Here is an 18,984-nt window from a genome sequence, read left to right as displayed (position 1 = left end):
GTATAGTTAATTGATACACTGTTAGCAATATGATTGACTGTAATCAGCTATTCTTTTTTACCGATTATAGCATCATGATTTACATATAGTTAATTACATTAGGTTAGTGAATATGAATAAATTATTACAATATGGTCGAGAACTTCTTGAATTAGAACTTCAAGAAGCCCAAAAATTACCCGATAGACTAGGTAAAGATTTTGTTGAAGCTTGTCAGCTTATTTTATCAAATAAAGGTAAAGTCGTTGTATCAGGTATTGGAAAATCTGGGCATATTGGAAAAAAAATTGCAGCATCATTAGCCAGTACTGGTAGCCCCGCTTTTTTTATGCACCCATCTGAAGCCTTACATGGGGATTTAGGTATGGTCACTAAAAATGATGTAGCCATTCTTATCTCATATTCTGGACGAGCAAAGGAATTTAATTTTATTCTACCGATACTTTCATCAATGAACGTTCCTGTAATAGCAATTACAGGTAGATTGGATTCGCCGCTAGCTAAATCAGCACAAGCTGTGCTTGATATATCTATTGAACAAGAAGCGTGCCCAATGGGACTTGCCCCGACTTCAAGCTCAACCAATACACTACTAATGGGTGATGCACTTGCTATCGCCGTGATGCGCGCTCGTGGATTTAAAGAAGAAGATTTTGCTCGCTCTCATCCTGCGGGTAGTTTGGGGGCTAAATTACTCAACCATGTTAAAGATGTCATGCGACAAGGTGATTTAATTCCAAAAGTACCACATACTGCTACCGTATTTGACGCCATGTTGGAATTAAGCCGTACTGGAGTTGGTTTAGTTGCAATCTGTCAGGATAATAATAAAATAATTGGTGTTTTTACCGACGGAGACTTACGCCGATTATTGCTCAAAAATGGTACATTGAAAGACAGCATTAGCACTGTTATGACTAGCCCTGGCTTTCAAATACCTGAGAGTTGGAAAGCGGTCGAAGCTCTAAAATTATTTAATGATCATAATATTACCGCAGCACCTGTTGTTAATAGTGCTGGTGAATTAGTAGGCGCATTAAATATTCATGATTTGCACCAAGCAGGAATAAGCTAAAAACTATTATAAATACTTATTGCAAAAAGGTACTATCTATTGAGATAATTACCGACCTAAATTTTTGTCGTTAGACGGAGATCCAAGAAAAGTTACACCGTTAACAATGTAAATGATTAAATAAATCATTGAACGTTAATGTTGTGTTGTATATTTTAACCAAAATTAATAGATGATGAAACTACAATGGCAGAAAAGCGAAATATCTTTCTAATTGGCCCAATGGGGGCAGGAAAAAGCACAATTGGCCGACAGATTGCACAACAGCTAGGCATGGAATTTTTTGATTCAGACCAAGAGATTGAAAAACGTACAGGCGCTGATATTGCATGGATTTTTGATTTAGAGGGTGAAGACGGATTCCGAGCCAGAGAAGAAAAAGTCATTAATGAATTGACTGAAAAACAAGGTGTAGTACTTGCTACTGGTGGTGGTTCAGTGCTATCGAAAGAGACTCGTAATCGACTATCGGCTCGTGGCATTGTTGTTTATCTTGAAACAACCATTGAAAAACAAATGGCTAGAACCCAAAAAGATAAACGTCGCCCTCTTTTACAAGGTAGCAATACTCCAAGAGAACTTTATGAAGAACTTGCTGGAGAGCGTGAACCTCTTTATGAAGAAATTGCGGATATTACAATCAAAACTGATGAACAAAGTGCTAAAGGTGTTGCAAATTATATTATTGAGAAAATAGAGCAAATTTAAGTCGCTTATTTTAGAAATAATGGTGCTTTGTGAGGCTATAAATCTTTTGATAGGTTAAGGAGTAAATATGCGTGTAGATAAAGACGATCGTTATATATCAGAACAACCTAACAAGGATTCAACGCTCCCATTAAAATTGCCAGATTTTCTTCAAAATTATCCAAAGAAAAAACTTATTATTTGCGGTTTAATAATCCTAATTATTTTTTTATTACTTAGCTTGATTATTTTCCGACCTTCACGAACAAGCGAACCAACGCCATTAACGCCTCCTGTGGTTAACGGTGTTGCTTCAACAGATGAAACGGATACAACTAATGCTATTCATAATGGACAGAGCAATGTTACAGTTAATGGTAAGACACCTGATAATGCTTTAGCGAATTCAGAAAGTTCAACTCCATCTAAACCTGACATGCCAAAACCATCTGAAAAAAACATTAATAGTATAAGTTCAACTGATAATCCAAATGTGGCGTCAGATGCTAATCGTAATGGCGAAAAAAAACCAACTAAAAAGATAGCTAATCTAAACGATGACAACAATAGCTTAGCTAAAAACGTTAGGATAAGAGATGATCATTATGTGATTCAAATTACTGCATCTAGGTCAGCTGAGGGCTTAAAAAAATTTGTTACACAAAATAAAATAACAGATTACCAGATTTATGAGACTCAATACAGCAATGGTAAATGGTTTATTTTAGTTAAAGGTAATTATTCATCACTTGATGAGGCTCATAAAGCGATCAAATCACTACCCGCTGCTCTCCAAAAAGATAAACCATGGGTTAAATCGGGAGCAGTAGTTAATAAAGAAAAAATAGTAAAATAATAAAGGATATCGTCCATTTATCCTACTAGCAACGAAAAAATAGGAGCAACCGTTGAAGAAGCAACGAGCCTTTTTAAAATGGGCCGGAGGAAAGTATGCGCTTGTAGACACAATTAAGCAATATCTACCAGAAGGGGAGCAATTAATTGAACCTTTTGTTGGCGCAGGTTCTGTTTTTTTAAATACCGATTACAAAAGTTATATTTTAGCTGATATCAATCATGATTTAATTGCACTATTCAAACTACTAAAAACAAACCCTGATCAATTTATTAATGATCTTAGACCATTATTTAATGAGCAAAATAATCAATTTGAGGCATTTTACCAACTCCGAGATGTTTTTAATGGTAGCAACGATCAGTATTTAAGATCGTTACTCTTTGTCTATTTTAATCGACATGGTTATAACGGTTTATGTCGTTATAATACTAACGGAAAATTTAATGTACCTTTTGGTCGATATAAAACAGTCTATTTTCCTGAAAAAGAACTCTACTTTTTTGCTGAAAAAGCTCAAAAAGCTGAGTTTATTTGTGCGCCCTATCACGAAGTGATGCAAAAGGCAGAACAAAATTCGGTGATATATTGTGATCCACCTTATATTCCACCTAATAAATCAGGGGGATTTACGTCTTATTATTCCAATATTTTTGGCTTTGAAGAGCACGAAAATTTGTCAAAATTAGCGGAAACAGTGGCATACAAAAAAAATATACCCGTACTGGTGTCTAACCATTATACTGATTACACCATGACGCTATATAATAAAGCGAGTCATCTTTATCGAGCAGAAATGCGTCGTTCAATCAGTTGTGCTGGTGGAAGTAGAAAAAAGATTGATGAAATTTTAGCTTTATATAAAAAGTCATGAGTAGACTCATATGTAAAGTTGATTATTTAGAGGTAGGTTATGAAAGAATTTATTATAGCACCATCCATACTATCCGCTGATTTTGCTCGTCTTGGTGAAGATACTCAAAAAGTACTTGATGCTGGTGCTGATGTTATCCATTTTGATGTAATGGATAATCATTTTGTACCCAATCTAACTATGGGTTCAATGTTTTGCAAAGCGTTACGTGACTATGGGATCACTGCACCCATTGATGTGCATTTAATGGTTTCACCGGTTGAAGAATTAATTACCTCTTTCGCTAAAGCGGGTGCTACTAATATTTCTATTCATCCCGAGGCGACCATCCATTTGGATCGCTCAATACAATTAATCAAAGATCATGGTTGCAGTGCTGGTATTGTGCTTAATCCAGCTACCCCTTTAGATTACTTAGATTATATTATTGATAAAATTGACATTATTTTATTAATGAGCGTTAACCCTGGTTTTGGTGGACAGTCTTTCATTCCATCCACTTTAAAAAAATTACAACAAACCAGAAAACGCATTATTGAGTCAGGACGAGATATTCGTTTAGAAGTCGATGGTGGCGTAAAAGTTGACAACATTGCCGAAATTGCCAAAGCGGGTGCCGATATGTTTGTCGCGGGCTCAGCTATTTTTGGTGAACCAGATTACAAAGCAGTAATTGACGCTATGCGCCAACAGTTAGCAGGAGTAACACATGCATAAATTACAAGATATTCAAGCAATCGCCTTTGATTTAGATGGTACACTCGTTGATAGTGTGCCAGGACTTGCACTTGCTGCACAAAACATGCTTGCAGATTTAAAACTACCCACAATAACAAACGAACAAGTAAAAAACTTTGTTGGAAATGGCATTGATGTGATGTTAGAACGCATTTTTAAAGCGATCAATGTTGTTCCATCAACTGAACAGCTTTCCCAAGCTAAGGCCCTATTTAATCAACATTATGACAAAGTGATGGACGCTGAAACTAAGCTGTTTCCGCATGTCAAAGAAACCTTAAAAACGCTGCATGAGAATCAATATCCACTAGCACTAGTCACCAATAAGCCCGCTCAATTTTTGCCTGCCCTATTATCATCGCTTGGCATAAATGAGTACTTTTCCCTAGTGCTTGGTGGTGGTGATGTTATTAAATTAAAACCCCATCCAGCTCCGTTATACCAAGTCATGGCAACCTTTGGTTTATTTAGCGATCAATTATTGTTTGTAGGCGATTCTAAAAACGATATTACTGCCGCGCAAAATGCCAAATGCCCGACGGTTGCACTAACTTATGGGTATAACTATGGCATCTCGATTGCAACGAGCAATCCCGATTTTTTATTTGATGATTTTAAAGATATATTAACCTTATTACCTCAGCCTAAAGCTGAAGCTAAGAAATAATAAGCAAAGATAAAGAATAACTAGATTAGGAATAAATTATGAGTAAACCGATTGTATTTAGTGGCGCTCAGCCATCAGGCGAACTAACACTTGGCAACTATTTAGGGGCTTTAAAAAACTGGGTAGCGTTGCAAAACGAATATGATTGCGTTTATTGTATCGTCAATCAGCACGCAATTACTGTACGTCAAGACCCACAAAAATTGCGCAAAGCAACCCTTGATACATTAGCTTTATATTTAGCATGTGGCATCGATCCAAAGCAAAGCACTATTTTTGTACAATCCCATGTACCCGCTCATGCTGAACTAGGTTGGGCATTAAACTGTTACACCTATTTTGGTGAACTCAGTCGAATGACACAGTTTAAGGACAAATCAGCTCGCCATGCCGAAAATATCAATGCGGGTCTATTTGATTATCCAGTTTTGATGGCTGCCGATATTTTATTATACCAAGCCAATTTAGTACCTGTTGGTGACGATCAAAAGCAACACCTTGAATTATCGCGTGATATTGCTATGCGTTTTAATGCGCTTTATGGCGATATCTTTACTGTGCCAGAGCCTTTTATTGCTAAAGTTGGTGCACGGGTCATGTCATTACAAGATCCAACCAAAAAAATGTCTAAATCAGATGAAAACCGCAATAATGTGATTGGATTACTTGAAAATCCTAAAGACGTTGAGAAGAAAATCAAACGAGCAATGACCGATTCTGATGAACCACCAGTCGTACGTTACGATTTAAAAAATAAAGCTGGTGTATCTAACTTACTTGATATCTTAACAGGTATTACAGGTAAACCTATTGCTGAACTTGAAAAAGAGTTTGAAGGCAAAATGTACGGACACCTTAAAACTGAAGTGTCAACTCAAGTGATTGATATGTTAACAGCGTTGCAAACTAAATATCACCAATATCGTGATGATGAAAGTTACTTACATTCAATCATGCAAGAAGGTGCAGAAAAAGCACGTTCAAAAGCCGAACCAACCTTGAAAAAGGTTTATGACGCAATTGGTTTTGTATAAACAATTTTAATAAACTGTTTTTAAAAAAATAAACCATTAACTGCTAAACCACAAACTGATAGTTATAACTTAAAATCGCTAACTATCACAAAAAAATAGTATAGATTGGCTTTAATCAACGAAGTTAGTGAATAACGATTAAAGCCATCTAAATATATGGGTTAGTTATGAAGATTATTATTCTTGGTGCTGGACAAACAGGCAGTGCTTTAGCTGAATACCTTGTTACCGAAAAACAAAACGATGTAACGGTGGTCGATGAAGATCATGATAAATTGCAATCTTTACAAGAGCGTTTTGATTTACAGGTCATTTGTGGCAAATCATCTTATCCACAAGTATTAGAAAGTGCGGGTGCTGAATCGGCTGATATGCTGGTTGCCGTCACTAATTCGGACGAAGTGAATATGATGGCCTGTCAAATAGGTCACGTTATGTTCAATATTCCGCAAAAAGTCGCACGTATTCGTGCACCAGAATATAACGACGAAAAATATCCATTTTTCAATAAAGATTGCATTAATATCGACCATATTATTGCTCCAGAAAATCTGATCACCAATCACGTAAGCCAGTTAGTACAATATCCAGGCTCGTTACAGTTTGCCTCTTTTTACGATAACCGTGTATGTTTGGTTGCAGTGACGGCTTACTATGGTGGAGCCTTAGTCGGAAGCGAATTGTCTGAACTGAAAGAACATTTACCCCATGTTGAAGCCAGAGTGGTTGCAATATATCGAAAAAATCGCTTTATTCGCCCATTAGGCTCCACACTCATTGAAGCGGGTGATATGGTTTATTTCATCACCCCACCTAGCAATATCAAAGCAGTAACAAGTGAATTACAGCGGCTAGAAAAACCTTATAAACGCATCATAATTAGTGGTGGTGGCGGCATCGCGATTGCTTTAGCTAAACGTTTAGAGAATGACTATCAAGTTAAATTAATTGAACGTAATGCTGAACGTGCCGAATTAATTGCCGAACAGCTGGTTAATACCACGGTTTTACATGGTGAATCGTCAGATCAAGAATTGCTATCACAAGAACAAGTTGAACTAACGGATCTGTTTATTGCTGTAACGAGTGACGATGAATCTAACATTATGTCATCCATGTTAGCTAAAAGAATGGGCGCTAAAAAAGTGATTGTTTTAATCCAAAAGCAAGCCTACCTTGAACTGATTAATGATAGCGTTATAGATATTGCTATTTCACCACAACATGCCACTATTTCAGAGCTATTAAGCCATGTAAGACAATCGGCGGTTGTTAAAGTGGTCTCTTTAAGACAGGGCGAATCTGAAATTGTCGAGGTGATTGCACATGGAGATAAAGAGAGTTCCAAACTAGTGGGTAAAAATATCAACGGTTTAAAATTACCTTCTGGTGCTACCATTGGTGCGGTAGTGCGTGGTGAAGATGTGATTATCGTTAATACAGACTTAACCATCGAAAGTAACGATCATCTCATCATCTTCTTACCTGACCGACGTGACATAACTGATATAGAAAAATTATTACAATAACTTGTGTTAAATTATTAGTCAGTCCATAATAAAAGCTCTTTTGACTCGGGGTGTTTTTTGTTACCCACAAAAAACTGAGATTTTACCCGTTGAACCTGATCTGGATTATACCAGCGTAGGGAAGTCTAAGCCTTGAAAGTCCTCAATTGGCACACTCTTCCCTAAGCTAACTTTATAAATTGTTGTAAGGAAAGAATATGTCTGCCACTCAAACCCTGCAAATAACCCAAGCAAGACCTTTTATCGATCATGTAAAACAACAACATCCATTAGTACACTGTATTACCAATGATGTGGTTCAAAATTTTACAGCGAATGTATTATTAGCAATTGGCGCATCACCAGCCATGGTCATTGCTCAGCAAGAAGTTGCCTCATTTGTGCAAATTGCCAATAGTTTATTAATCAATGTTGGAACCCTTGATAGCAATAGTGCAGAAAGCATGTTATTAGCGGCTGCCAGTGCTCAAAAAAATCATATACCATGGGTACTCGATCCGGTCGCAGTCGGACCAGCACTTGCTTATCGTACCGATATAGTTCATCAATTAATTGGTTATAAACCTACCGTTATTCGTGGTAATGCTTCAGAAATATTAGCCTTAAATGGCGATAACTCATCTGCCAAAGGTCCTGACGGTCAAGATTCTACTGAATCAGCCTTAAATGCAGCTAAACAACTTGCCCAAAAACACCAAACCATCATTAGTATTACTGGGGATATTGATTATATCACTAATGGTGAACAGACTTACTGCATCAAAGGCGGGGATATAGCATTAACTAAAATTACTGGTACTGGTTGCTCGCTATCAGCCATGGTTGCAGCTTTTATTGCTGGCTCATCTAATACCTTACTTGCTACAGCCTCAGCCTGTTTTATGATGAAAAAAGCTGGAGAGCTTGCCAACAAACAACAAGGGTTAGGCACTTATGCGGTATCGCTGATCGATCAGCTTTCACTATTTAACCCATCACAAGTATAAGGAAATCAGATGAATAAACTTCTCGACTTAAGTCTCTATTTAGTCCTAGATCCAATCTTATGTGGTGGTATTACTGGCATGGTAGAGACAACAAAAATCGCTATTGCTAATGGGGTAACCGCCGTTCAATTAAGATCAGAACATGAATTTTCTGGTAAAAATTGGTATTACGCAGCATTAGCATTAAAAGAAGTGTTAAGCGATACCCGTGTTCCTTTATTTATTAACGATCATGTTGATATAGCCCTAGCAATTGATGCCGATGGTGTCCATATTGGGCAAAGCGATTTACCTGTTGATGTCACACGTAAATTAATTGGCAATGACAAATGGCTAGGATTTTCGGTCGCTAATCGACAACAACTCAATGAAGTCCCATGGCAACTTGTCGATTATATTGGGATTGGTCCAATTTATCCTACCACCACTAAACAAGATGCCGCACCAGCAATGGGCATGCCACAATTAACTCAATTAGTTAAGCTAAAACAGCGCCCTGCTGTGGCAATAGGTGGTATTAATGCCAATAATGCTACCCCAATATTGCAAAGTGGTATTGAAGGCATCGCTGTCGTTTCGGCAATTTGTGGTCAAAAAGATATACAACAAGCCACACTATCGCTACTTGAAAAAATCCAACAAGCTAAAAATAATAAGGGGTAATATTATGACAACCGTTGCTTTAACCATTGCCGGTTCTGATCCAAGTGGTGGTGCAGGTATCCAAGCAGATTTAAAAACCTTTTCATCTCTCGGAGCCTATGGAATGTCAGTAATCACCGCCCTTACCGCACAAAGTACTCAAGGCGTTGATAGCGTATTGGCAATTGATCCTACATTTGTGGCTAAACAATTTAATACTCTATATCACGATATAAAAATTGATAGCGTGAAAATGGGAATGCTAATGGACAAAGAGATCGTAACGACTGTTTATCATCTGCTGAACAATAACCCTATTGCTAACATTGTGCTTGATACGGTGATGATCGCTAAAGGGGGACATACGCTGTTAAAATCTGACGCAGTTAGTGCTATTCGTGAACTATTAATACCTTTATCAACGGTAATAACACCCAATCTTCCCGAAGCAGCAGCGTTACTCGATTGTGAAGAAGCAAAAAACGAAGATCAAATGCAACAGCAAGGTCATGAGTTATTGAAATTAGGTTGTAAAGCAGTTTTAATGAAAGGTGGGCATTTACCCAGTCCAGAGAGCCCGGATTATTTAATAACCCCAATGCAAACGATTAGAATGGTCTCACCACGAATTGAAACTAAAAATACTCATGGCACAGGTTGCACATTATCGGCAGCTATTGCGGCTCTTTTGCCTAAATATGGTTTAGAAGATGCCATACATCAAGCGAAAGACTATTTGCAAGGTGCAATTACTCATGCAGATGATTTAAATATTGGTCAAGGAATTGGTCCAACGCACCATTTTTATCAGTGGTGGTAGATTAAATTTTTTAATAAATACTGAAACTGGTGTGTAGAAAAAAGAGTTAATATGATTTTTAAACATAACGGCACACCAACAGGACATAAATATCTAAAATTATCTCAATCCCAATTTCAATTAATCAATGGAATTGCTTTTTTATTACTCAAAGACCAATAACCATCAAAAACATAGGAGTTAAAATCACGATTACATCTAACATGAATCACAAATACGCTATCTTTAAGAAGTAATCTTTAAAGATACGGGGGTATGATTCAAAAGGTTTTGCTCTCTCTTTCCATGCAATCATGATTCTTGTATTGAAAGATTTGTACATCAAATAAACTAATGCAGATTCTTTGCTTCGCTCACACTACAGTAGAGCGATCCTTGTTTTGTATCTTTATCTTCTGAATAGAGCGCCCAGCAACTCTTCATTGAAAGATCAATCTTTTTGGTGATTGCAACTCCGCTCGTATATTGACAAACAACATAATAAGGAGCGGTATCTTTGACATGATTCACTTCCCATACTAATTTTTGTTGTTGACCATCAATTGTGCCTTTTGCAGGTACCTGTGAAGCTTTGTTAGCGGGTTTATCATAAAAAAGTCCCAAATTAAAAAAAGATGAAGTGTAAGTTCCATCTTCCGAAATTTCCCATCCATCTGGCATTTCTTCAACTTTTACTTTGATGGTCATCTCTTTTGGACAATCAATCTGATATGCATTTACAGTAAAAACACTCGCCAAACAAACGATGGTTATTATAGCGCTGTATAATCTTTTTCCTTTCATATTCTATTTTCCTTTAAAAACTGTCTTTGCTATTAATAAATAGGAAAAACAATTAATATTAAAATAATTACGACAATTACATAAAAATATTGGATCGTTATAATTGCCCTTTTAATAAATTCGATTATTAATTATCCTAGTTTGATAATAAAGTTTCGACCTAATTATTTGTTTCGTTTGTTTCATTATTGGTACAATTAATTGAAACAATATTATTTTCTACTTTGCCGTATTTATCCTCAGAATAAAAACCTTTGCAAATATTTACCGAACGATCAATTTTTTTTATCAATTGGATAAAACTTCCATCATAACTACAATTGACATAAAATGGCACATCTTCGAGAGGCGGACTTACCAGCCATGTAAGCTCAAACTGTTTACCCCAATTTTTACGGCCGATTAAAGTTTCTTCAGGCTTTTGTTCTATCATTTTAACGGGTTTATTGTAAAAAACAGATAGGCTAGCAGGCTCATATAGAGTACTATCTTCACTCTCAATAACTTCCCAGCCATCAGGAAGGTTTTCGACAGATGTTTTGACTTTGAGTGCTTTTGGACATTCAATTTGATAAGCATTCACAGCAAAAACGGCAGCCAACCAAGCCATTGAAACGATAGTGAAGCGTAAGATTTTTTTATTCATCTTATAAATCCTTTTAAAATCAATTATTGCTTAAATGATTATGCCAACACCGTAACAAAGATCAAGATGAATTAATCTTTTAAATAAAATAAGAAATCTTTTATAAAACAAATTTGTTAAAAAGTTTCAGGTAACGCATACGTTTCAGTAAAAACAGTGATATTTGTAAAAATTATTCAGGAGTCTATACTGTTTTATTATCAATTTGGAGGACAATTTTTTTACTATTACGAGATATTTTTTTAGCTATATTTATCAAATTATTCAAAATTATAAATGATATTTTCCGCTCTATCTTTCACTGAACTTTTCTTCGGAAATCTGCCTGCATTGATATCCATATAAAACGGTTGAAAGCAAATCTCAATTTAATGCCATATTGGATTAGTTTAAATAGCATTATTTAGTCAAAAAACAGATCGATATGTATAACATTATTCATAAATATTAACCTGTTTTATTAAAAAATCCGCAATTTAAGTTTACTAAGGTATCAATCTTTTCGATAAGAATATCGAAATTATCCATTAGCATAAAATAGATATTATTTTAATAATATTTGAGATCCTTAAAAGTAAGAAAACTTATCTGGTACTAAAACCAAAGTCATATTTATTAATAGCTGTAGTTAATAATTTGCAAATATCCTAATAATAAAAGAGGAACTCAAATGCCAAGTATTACAATTTATACATCAGAAGATCAAAAGATTGAAACGAATGCTTTTTCTGAATTTTCAGTTTGTTTAAAAAATATAACAAAAAAAGTGTTACAAGCTGAAGATAATAATATACATATAGCCTATTTAACATCTGATATTGGCTATGGAAAACCAATCTACTTTGAAGCTAAGTTGAGAAAAGAAGTTTTTCGTAGTGAAGAGGTGATGAAAACCTATTTACATCAAGTTGATTTATTAATTGAAGAAAAGATGGGAGTTAAAGCCAGAATTCGTTGTTTTATGTATGACGTTGATTACATATTTGCCAAAAATTAAAGGTAACAAATTATGAATCACGCATTTTCAAAGAAAGAACTAGGAAATATTTTAGTTACAGCAATAAGTGATGGTTATTTGGATGCTAACTTTAATTTACTGGCTAATATTGATGTTAAAGAGTGTGAAATTATCCAGCGAAATGCACATCAAAAAAAACTAAATGCTGTGCATATCAATACGTTTTTAGTACAACAACAAGGAATAAATATTTTAATTGATGCTGGCGCAGGTGGGATTAAAGGTTGGGGAGGAGAGTTAGTTAATAATCTAACTAGATTAAGTCTTAAACCTAAAGATATAGATGCTATCCTACTTACTCATGCTCATCCAGATCATATTGGTGGTTTGCTTACTTCTAATGGAGAAGTTGTTTTTCCAAATGCAAAATTATTGATTAGTCAGGAAGAATATCATTATTTGGTAGATGAAAAATCTTTTCTCTCGGCTTCTGACCGTATAAAAAATAACATTATTTTTGCTCGCAATGTTTTCAAACAGTATCAAGACAGTTTGTGTTTCATTAATAAAAATGAGGTATTTCCTAATATATTTGCTATTCCGATGCAAGGCCATACACCAGGACATACAGGTTATAAAATTATTGGTAGCAAGCAAAGTTTATTAATTTGGGGTGATATTGTCCATTTTCCATATATCCAATTATTAAAACCAAACGTCTCGATCGCTTTTGACTATGATCCAAACTTAGCTATAGAAACACGAACTCAAGTTCTAAATATGGTTTGTCGCGACAATATTCTTGTTGGTGGAATGCATTTTGGACCTAACGGTTTTGGTTATATCAAAAAATTTCAGACAGGATACAAAATAGTTACAGATGATTAATTAAACACTGTTATTTATTAAAATCATTATTTCTTTGAATGGTGATTTAAGAATATTTATATTAGCGGTAATATAAATTAGAGTTATAAAAAAAATAACAGAGTAATTGCAAGTAATACTTTTATAATATTTATTAAATAAAATAAAAAAGATATTGTTGCATTAATAACCCATATAGCTTAATCGAGGATCTTGAAAAACAGAAATAATCATATTAATCAATTTATTGATATCAAAATAAGAGTAATTAGTATGATGAACCAATTCAATTTTGAAATCATTGAATGGAGTATCTAGTTTATGTACTTTAATCTTGCGTTTGATCTCATTACTAATTGAACAACGTAATACCAATGCAACACCTTTACCTAAAGCGATATTTGAAAAAAGCACAGGATAAGAACCACATTCAATTACACGTTCTGGTTTAATATTACCAGCATTAAATAACATTTCGAAGTTTCGTTTTGATGTTGCACACTGTTTGCTACTAACTAAAAAAGTTTTGCCATTTAGATGAGAAATATTGGTAATTGTTGGGTAACTTTTGTCTGTTACTATGACGAGTTCAGTCGAAAGTAAAATTTTACTTGTATGTTTTTCATTTGAAAAACCAGCACCAATAATCACAGCATCAAATTCATTTTTATCATAGGCACTAAGTAAACTAATAGTGTTGCCTATTGTAACATTAATATTCAATCCAAATTCTTGACCTAAATTAATCAAGGAAGTAATGATATAAGGTGGTAAACATTCAATTATTCCCACATTTATGCTTAAATAATTTTCTTTAGTATTGGCTATATTTTTTTTACAATCTTCCGCTAATCTTAAAATTTTCAGTGCATATTCATACAATATCAATCCTTGCTTAGTTGGAATGCATCCACCTGTTTTTCTATCCAATAAAAGGGTATCAAGATTATCTTCTAGACTTCGTATTCTGTGAGAAATACTGGATTGTACACGGTTCAAACGTTCAGCAGCTAGAGTGATATTTCCTGTCTCAACAACTGTTACGAATGCTTGAAGTTCACTTATTTTCATTCATCACCTTTTGTTATTAATCAATTTAATATAGAGAATGATTTATATATTTTGAGTTGGGGACTATTTTCAAATAATTGTATTTAAATAACAGAGTTCGTACTAAGTACCATATTTTAGTCTAGCTAATATCTATTTCATTATCCATTTAGGCTAAACACCATTATCGAATTAATCATCTAAAAATAGGTATATTTAAGGTATCAATCTTTTCGATGAATACTTCGATTTTATTCGTTGGTCTTATTGCATTGTAATAAATATAATTTTTAGCAATAAGTTCATTTAATTACTTTATAGCAAAATGGTTACACGATCAAATGACGAAACATGATTATGGATTATTTAAAAATTGTGCAACCTTTTAGTGTTGTGTGAAAAATAAACCAGTGATGCTACGGCAATCTAAAATAAATAACTTTTAAAAAGACATATTAGAATGATAAAAAATCTTGATAAACAGGATTTCGATACCTCAAAACGTTACTTTGCTACAGCAGCAATTTTGATCGGTGTCGGGATGTCGGCATTAGATAGTTCAATAGTGAATATTGCATTACCTTCTATTGTTAATGCATTAAATATAGAAGTTTCATCAAGCATTTGGATTGTCAATAGTTATCAGATTGCTAGTGCTACAACTATGTTAATTTGTGCATCATTATCTTCAAGAGTTGGAGAAAAACTTTTTTTCAAATTAGGAATACTATTGTTCACACTCTCATCACTAGGTTGCAGCCTTTCTTCAAACTTTTCAATTTTGGTTGCTATGCGAATGGTACAGGGAATTAGTTATGCAATAATGATAAGTGTTGGGTTGGGTTTGTACCGAACCATTCTTCCGACAAATATGCTCGGAACAATATTAGGATTGAATGCAATGGTATTTGCAGTAGGTACAGCCATTGGGCCGGCAATAGGAGGATTGATTATTTCTTACTTATCTTGGCCTTGGTTATTTTATATCAACATTCCCCTTGGTATCATTGCAATTACTTTATCTTTTATCTTTCTAGGAAAAGATAGTGAAAAAGAAAAAGGGTTTGATTGGTTAGGTGCAATAAGTTCTGCAACTGCATTGGGGTTAATTGTCGTTGCGGTTGATCAAATAGGGCATTGGAATAATAAAACGCTTATATCTTGTATTTTTATTGCTATGATTTTATTTATCATATTTATTAAAATTCAAAATCATTCTAAATATCCCTTATTGCCGTTAGATATATTTCGTTCCAAGATATACAGTTTGGCAGTAATTTCTTCAATTTTGATTTTTATCTCTCAAGGAATAGCATTGGTCAGTTTACCATTTGTATTACAGCATACTTATGGTTATTCAGTACTTGAATCAGCATTTATATTTACTCCATGGCCTGTAGCTGTAGCATTTTGTGCACCACTAGCGGGCATACTTTCTAATCATTTTAATCCAACTAAAATATCTTCAATTGGTGCAGTCCTTTTTTGTTTAGGATTAAGCTCATTAGCTTTTTTACCTGAAACTGTATCTACGATTAATATTTTATGGCGAGTCGCTATTTGTGGAGTAGGCTATGGTTTATTTATCCCTCCAAATAATAAAGAAATGTTTACTAATGTTAAAAAAAATCGAACTGTTATTGCTTCTGGAATGTTGTCGACAGCCAGAACAACTGGTCAGTCAATTGGTGCCGCCATTGTGGTAGTGATAATTATCGCATTAGATGGTGTTGGAGGAATAGACTTTGTAAGATTTGTTTTTTATGTTTTTAGTTTTGCAAGCCTTATAGCTGCATTCTCGTCTATAGTAAGTATATCACGTATCCACCGTTAACTAAGTTACGCACCCACTTATGACGGTATAGACTCCTGAATAATTTTTACAAAAACTAAACATAATCTATTAAAATTTCTAGAGAATTTGCTTTAGCGTTTTTTCAATTATTCTGTGATATAAAAAAGGCGATTTTTTACTTAATCGCCTAAATTTATTAATATTATAAGTAAATATTATTAATTTCTAATACGAAATACCCACAAATTCAAATCCAGCGTCATTAATTGCTGCAATTGCTGCTTCTTGCGAGATTGTACCACCTTCTATATCAACTTCATGCTTAGCAAGATCTACCGTTACTTTCGCTTTGGGATCGATAGCATTGATTGCTTTCGTGATAGTATTGACACAATGTTGGCAACTCATATTATCGACTATTAATTTCATCATTAACCCCTTTTAGTTATTTAATAATTCAACTACTCATTTAGCAAAATTAAGGTATCCCCTAAATAAAAATAAGTTTGCTAGCTAAGTAAGGCGTAATAACTATATTACGCCAATAAACTGATAAAAAAAATAGTTTGGAATATTTTTAAAACCACTCAATTAAATACAATGCTCCAATAAACAACTGATCATCATAATTGAAATAAATAACGGTACTAATATTAGCTCGTGAGATTCAATAAACCTATCTGACTTATTTTTTTAAATATATCGTTATAAGTGTAGGAATAGATGGTAATGCCAGATATTGCTGTATTTATTGTGAGTAATCTCCCTTTATTTTAACTGCTAAGCTAGCCATATCACTAAAAAAGACAAATTGATGTTGGAACTTACGAAGTAGGTAGCTGATATAAAAAATCCCAGTTTTTAGGCTGAGATCTTAATTATTTGCCAAATATCTTAATTCCGAAACGACGGCATTCTAAATACTAATTAATACTTATTTATACTGCTTCAAAATAAAACAGTAATTGTATTTGACTTACTTATCAGATCAAAATGAAAGAAAATAACTTAAAAAATTATCGGTAAATATAACTTCAATAATGCTACAAGCTCTAAATAACTATTTAAAAAGCCAGATAAAAAAGGGCATCTAATGAAGTTACCTAAATTAAAAACTATTTATTGTCTATTTTATCAACAAAAATATGAATGCTACATCTAGTTCAGATAAAAAAATCAAGCAGCACAGAAATAAAATTGGTAACGATATAATTGACTTTAAAATAACTCTCCCTATAATTAAATGTATCATACATTTGATACATATGTGTGTTTTATTATCTATTTTAAAATTAGGAGTGGTTATGAAACCAAACAAAAAAGCCAATCAAATGACGGTTAAAGAACTTGCCGCTTATATTGACCAATCTGTATTAAAACCAGAATTTACACAACAGGAAATTATTAAATATATTCAAGAGGGAATTGACTATAACTGTAAAACAGTATGCATTAATCCTGCTTCATTAGATATTGCTAGAAAACTTTGTGCTGGTACTAATACAGGAATTTGTGTTGTTTGTGACTTTCCTTTTGGTGCTTCAACGACAGAATCTAAGGTTAAACAAGCCGAGATTATATGTTGTCAGGGTGATATTGAAGATCTTGATATCGTGGCAAATTATGGTTGGATAAAAAGTGGTATGTGGGATGAAGTTGAACAAGATATTAAAGCAGTTGCAAATGTTTGCCACAAATATGGGACTCAATTAAAAGTGATTTTTGAGACGGATGCTCTAACGTTAGAGCAAGTAGCAAAAGCAACAGATGTGGCTTGTAAAGCGGGAGCTGATTTTGTTAAAACGTCTACTGGGTTCTTTACCGGAGGAGAAAGCAAAGGTGCAATACCAGAAGTCATTAAAGTGATGATGGATGCGGCAAGAGGTCGTTGTAAAGTTAAAGGATCTGGTTGTATTCGTACCCAAGCCCACTTTTTTGAACTAATTGATATGGGAATTGACCGTATGGGTATCGGTTATCGTTCTACTCCTGAAGTTCTTGGAATTACTAAATCCACTTCTTAAAATACCAACATAAAGGATAATTATTAATCTTTAATTTTGAAGCGCTAATAGATTAGGAAATGAACCAAATATTCATTTCCTTTTATACTAAAAATTAGGCATTGAGTAAGCGGGAAAATTCCATTTGCTTGATATTATTTGTGTTATTTTTGTATAAATCAAGCTTAAATACACATTTATCGGCGCGAGTGACTGATTTGGTGTATTCAAAAATGTAGCCATTGTCTAAATGGGAAATTCGCTCAATTTTATAACCGGGCATCTTCTTTTTACAATCTAAATATTCGGCCAGTTCTTTCTCTATCAATATCGCTTCGATGGTCTCTTCTGCATGAAATAAGTTCAAACTGTATTCATTGGTTAGCACACGGTAAAGAGAAGCTTTATGAAAATCATTATGTTCAATACCTTCACAAAGATAATATGGAATATAGGTTGTCTCAAATAAAAGAGGATTATCATTTGCACAGCGTATACGCATCAATTTAAAAACTTGACGGTTTTCTGCCGGTAATGCTAGTTTTTGTGCAATAAAGTCATCTGCAGTAATCACGACAGACTCTAATACTTTTGATGAAGGTTTTGCGCCTACCTCTTGCATATTATTGGTAAAATTATACAGATAATTTATTTTTCGACGGATTTTTTCTTCAGCAATAAATGAACCCTTACCTCGATAACGAACAATCAAACCTTCATTAATTAGCTGATCCATTGCTAAGCGTACGGTTGTTCGACTAACATTGAGAATTTCACACAGCTCATTTTCGGCAATTAACTGATCATTAACTTTAAATACACCTGCTTTAATTTGATGTTTGATAAAGGAATATAATTGTAAATAGCGCGGTGAAGAACTAATAGGATCAAAATGAAAATCACGTTTAAAACTTTCCACATCGATCATCTACACTCTCCCTAAATTGGAAAAATAACTAATTGAAATATTATAA

At 34.1% G+C, this 18,984-nt stretch carries 20 protein-coding genes and 1 riboswitch; of the genes, 15 read left to right on the top strand and 5 right to left on the bottom strand.

What is annotated here, in order from left to right:
- Positions 1–112: 112 nt before the first annotated feature.
- The 11 genes from gutQ (at position 113) to thiD (ending at position 9,908) form a co-directional block, all read left to right on the top strand.
- Positions 113–1,075: an arabinose-5-phosphate isomerase GutQ gene (gene gutQ, locus A9G17_RS10365; protein WP_065738639.1), complete on the top strand. Its 963-nt coding sequence runs from the start codon at positions 113–115 to the stop codon at positions 1,073–1,075.
- Positions 1,076–1,261: 186 nt separating this feature from the next.
- Positions 1,262–1,783 carry a shikimate kinase AroK gene (gene aroK, locus A9G17_RS10360; RefSeq protein WP_065738638.1) on the top strand — a complete coding sequence of 174 codons (522 nt, stop codon included), beginning with the start codon at positions 1,262–1,264 and terminating at the stop codon, positions 1,781–1,783.
- Between the two features lie 67 nt (positions 1,784–1,850).
- Positions 1,851–2,618: an SPOR domain-containing protein gene (locus A9G17_RS10355; RefSeq protein WP_065738637.1), complete on the top strand. Its 768-nt coding sequence runs from the start codon at positions 1,851–1,853 to the stop codon at positions 2,616–2,618.
- 52 nt (positions 2,619–2,670) lie between these two features.
- Positions 2,671–3,492: a Dam family site-specific DNA-(adenine-N6)-methyltransferase gene (locus A9G17_RS10350; RefSeq protein ID WP_065738636.1), complete on the top strand. Its 822-nt coding sequence runs from the start codon at positions 2,671–2,673 to the stop codon at positions 3,490–3,492.
- A gap of 39 nt (positions 3,493–3,531) precedes the next feature.
- Positions 3,532–4,209 carry a ribulose-phosphate 3-epimerase gene (rpe, locus tag A9G17_RS10345; RefSeq protein ID WP_039127539.1) on the top strand — a complete coding sequence of 226 codons (678 nt, stop codon included), beginning with the start codon at positions 3,532–3,534 and terminating at the stop codon, positions 4,207–4,209.
- Positions 4,202–4,897 (top strand): phosphoglycolate phosphatase, encoded by a 696-nt coding sequence (locus A9G17_RS10340; RefSeq protein WP_065738635.1) that lies wholly within the window; start codon positions 4,202–4,204, stop codon positions 4,895–4,897. The genes rpe and A9G17_RS10340 overlap by 8 nt, the downstream gene beginning before the upstream one ends.
- Before the next feature lie 38 nt (positions 4,898–4,935).
- Positions 4,936–5,931, top strand: coding sequence for a tryptophan--tRNA ligase (gene trpS, locus A9G17_RS10335; RefSeq protein ID WP_065738634.1), 996 nt, complete (start codon positions 4,936–4,938; stop codon positions 5,929–5,931).
- Positions 5,932–6,098: 167 nt separating this feature from the next.
- Positions 6,099–7,460, top strand: a complete 1,362-nt coding sequence (gene trkA, locus A9G17_RS10330; protein ID WP_065738633.1) for a Trk system potassium transporter TrkA — start codon at positions 6,099–6,101, stop codon at positions 7,458–7,460.
- A 36-nt stretch (positions 7,461–7,496) separates the two neighbouring features.
- A riboswitch (TPP riboswitch) is annotated at positions 7,497–7,599 on the top strand.
- Positions 7,600–7,657: 58 nt separating this feature from the next.
- The gene (gene thiM, locus A9G17_RS10325; RefSeq protein ID WP_065738632.1) at positions 7,658–8,446 is read left to right on the top strand and encodes a hydroxyethylthiazole kinase; all 789 of its coding nucleotides are present in this window, start codon (positions 7,658–7,660) and stop codon (positions 8,444–8,446) included.
- A 9-nt stretch (positions 8,447–8,455) separates the two neighbouring features.
- A complete protein-coding gene (gene thiE, locus A9G17_RS10320) occupies positions 8,456–9,109 on the top strand; it encodes a thiamine phosphate synthase (RefSeq protein ID WP_065738631.1) in 654 nt (217 codons plus the stop codon).
- Positions 9,110–9,113: 4 nt separating this feature from the next.
- On the top strand, positions 9,114–9,908 hold the full coding sequence (gene thiD, locus A9G17_RS10315; protein WP_065738630.1) for a bifunctional hydroxymethylpyrimidine kinase/phosphomethylpyrimidine kinase: 795 nt from the start codon (positions 9,114–9,116) through the stop codon (positions 9,906–9,908).
- A 330-nt stretch (positions 9,909–10,238) separates the two neighbouring features.
- Here the strand turns inward: thiD and A9G17_RS10310 are convergent, their stop codons facing one another.
- Entirely contained in the window at positions 10,239–10,691 is a 453-nt protein-coding gene (locus A9G17_RS10310) for an STY0301 family protein (RefSeq protein WP_065738629.1), read from the bottom strand.
- A gap of 160 nt (positions 10,692–10,851) precedes the next feature.
- Positions 10,852–11,337: an STY0301 family protein gene (locus A9G17_RS10305; RefSeq protein ID WP_065738628.1), complete on the bottom strand. Its 486-nt coding sequence runs from the start codon at positions 11,335–11,337 to the stop codon at positions 10,852–10,854.
- A gap of 670 nt (positions 11,338–12,007) precedes the next feature.
- Between A9G17_RS10305 and A9G17_RS10300 the strand changes: the two genes are divergently transcribed.
- Together A9G17_RS10300 and A9G17_RS10295 are read left to right on the top strand one after the other, a co-directional pair.
- Complete coding sequence (locus A9G17_RS10300) at positions 12,008–12,334, top strand: hypothetical protein (RefSeq protein WP_065738627.1); 327 nt, start codon at positions 12,008–12,010, stop codon at positions 12,332–12,334.
- A gap of 12 nt (positions 12,335–12,346) precedes the next feature.
- The gene (locus tag A9G17_RS10295) at positions 12,347–13,183 is read left to right on the top strand and encodes an MBL fold metallo-hydrolase (RefSeq protein WP_065738626.1); all 837 of its coding nucleotides are present in this window, start codon (positions 12,347–12,349) and stop codon (positions 13,181–13,183) included.
- A 162-nt stretch (positions 13,184–13,345) separates the two neighbouring features.
- On the opposite strand, the gene A9G17_RS10290 is transcribed toward A9G17_RS10295, so the two are convergent.
- The gene (locus A9G17_RS10290; RefSeq protein WP_065738625.1) at positions 13,346–14,233 is read right to left on the bottom strand and encodes a LysR family transcriptional regulator; all 888 of its coding nucleotides are present in this window, start codon (positions 14,231–14,233) and stop codon (positions 13,346–13,348) included.
- 439 nt (positions 14,234–14,672) lie between these two features.
- On the opposite strand from A9G17_RS10290, the gene A9G17_RS10285 reads away from it, so the two are divergent.
- Positions 14,673–16,046 carry an MFS transporter gene (locus A9G17_RS10285; RefSeq protein WP_141677586.1) on the top strand — a complete coding sequence of 458 codons (1,374 nt, stop codon included), beginning with the start codon at positions 14,673–14,675 and terminating at the stop codon, positions 16,044–16,046.
- 186 nt (positions 16,047–16,232) lie between these two features.
- On the opposite strand, the gene A9G17_RS10280 is transcribed toward A9G17_RS10285, so the two are convergent.
- On the bottom strand, positions 16,233–16,436 hold the full coding sequence (locus tag A9G17_RS10280; protein WP_218059724.1) for a heavy-metal-associated domain-containing protein: 204 nt from the start codon (positions 16,434–16,436) through the stop codon (positions 16,233–16,235).
- An 875-nt stretch (positions 16,437–17,311) separates the two neighbouring features.
- On the opposite strand from A9G17_RS10280, the gene deoC reads away from it, so the two are divergent.
- Positions 17,312–18,031 (top strand): deoxyribose-phosphate aldolase, encoded by a 720-nt coding sequence (gene deoC / locus A9G17_RS10275; RefSeq protein WP_065738622.1) that lies wholly within the window; start codon positions 17,312–17,314, stop codon positions 18,029–18,031.
- Between the two features lie 94 nt (positions 18,032–18,125).
- Here the strand turns inward: deoC and A9G17_RS10270 are convergent, their stop codons facing one another.
- The gene (locus A9G17_RS10270; protein WP_065738621.1) at positions 18,126–18,938 is read right to left on the bottom strand and encodes a GntR family transcriptional regulator; all 813 of its coding nucleotides are present in this window, start codon (positions 18,936–18,938) and stop codon (positions 18,126–18,128) included.
- Positions 18,939–18,984: the final 46 nt, after the last annotated feature.

Source organism: Gilliamella sp. wkB7 (assembly GCF_001693435.1).
GTDB lineage: Bacteria > Pseudomonadota > Gammaproteobacteria > Enterobacterales > Orbaceae > Gilliamella > Gilliamella apicola_N.
This window is presented reverse-complemented; position numbering and strand designations above follow the sequence as displayed.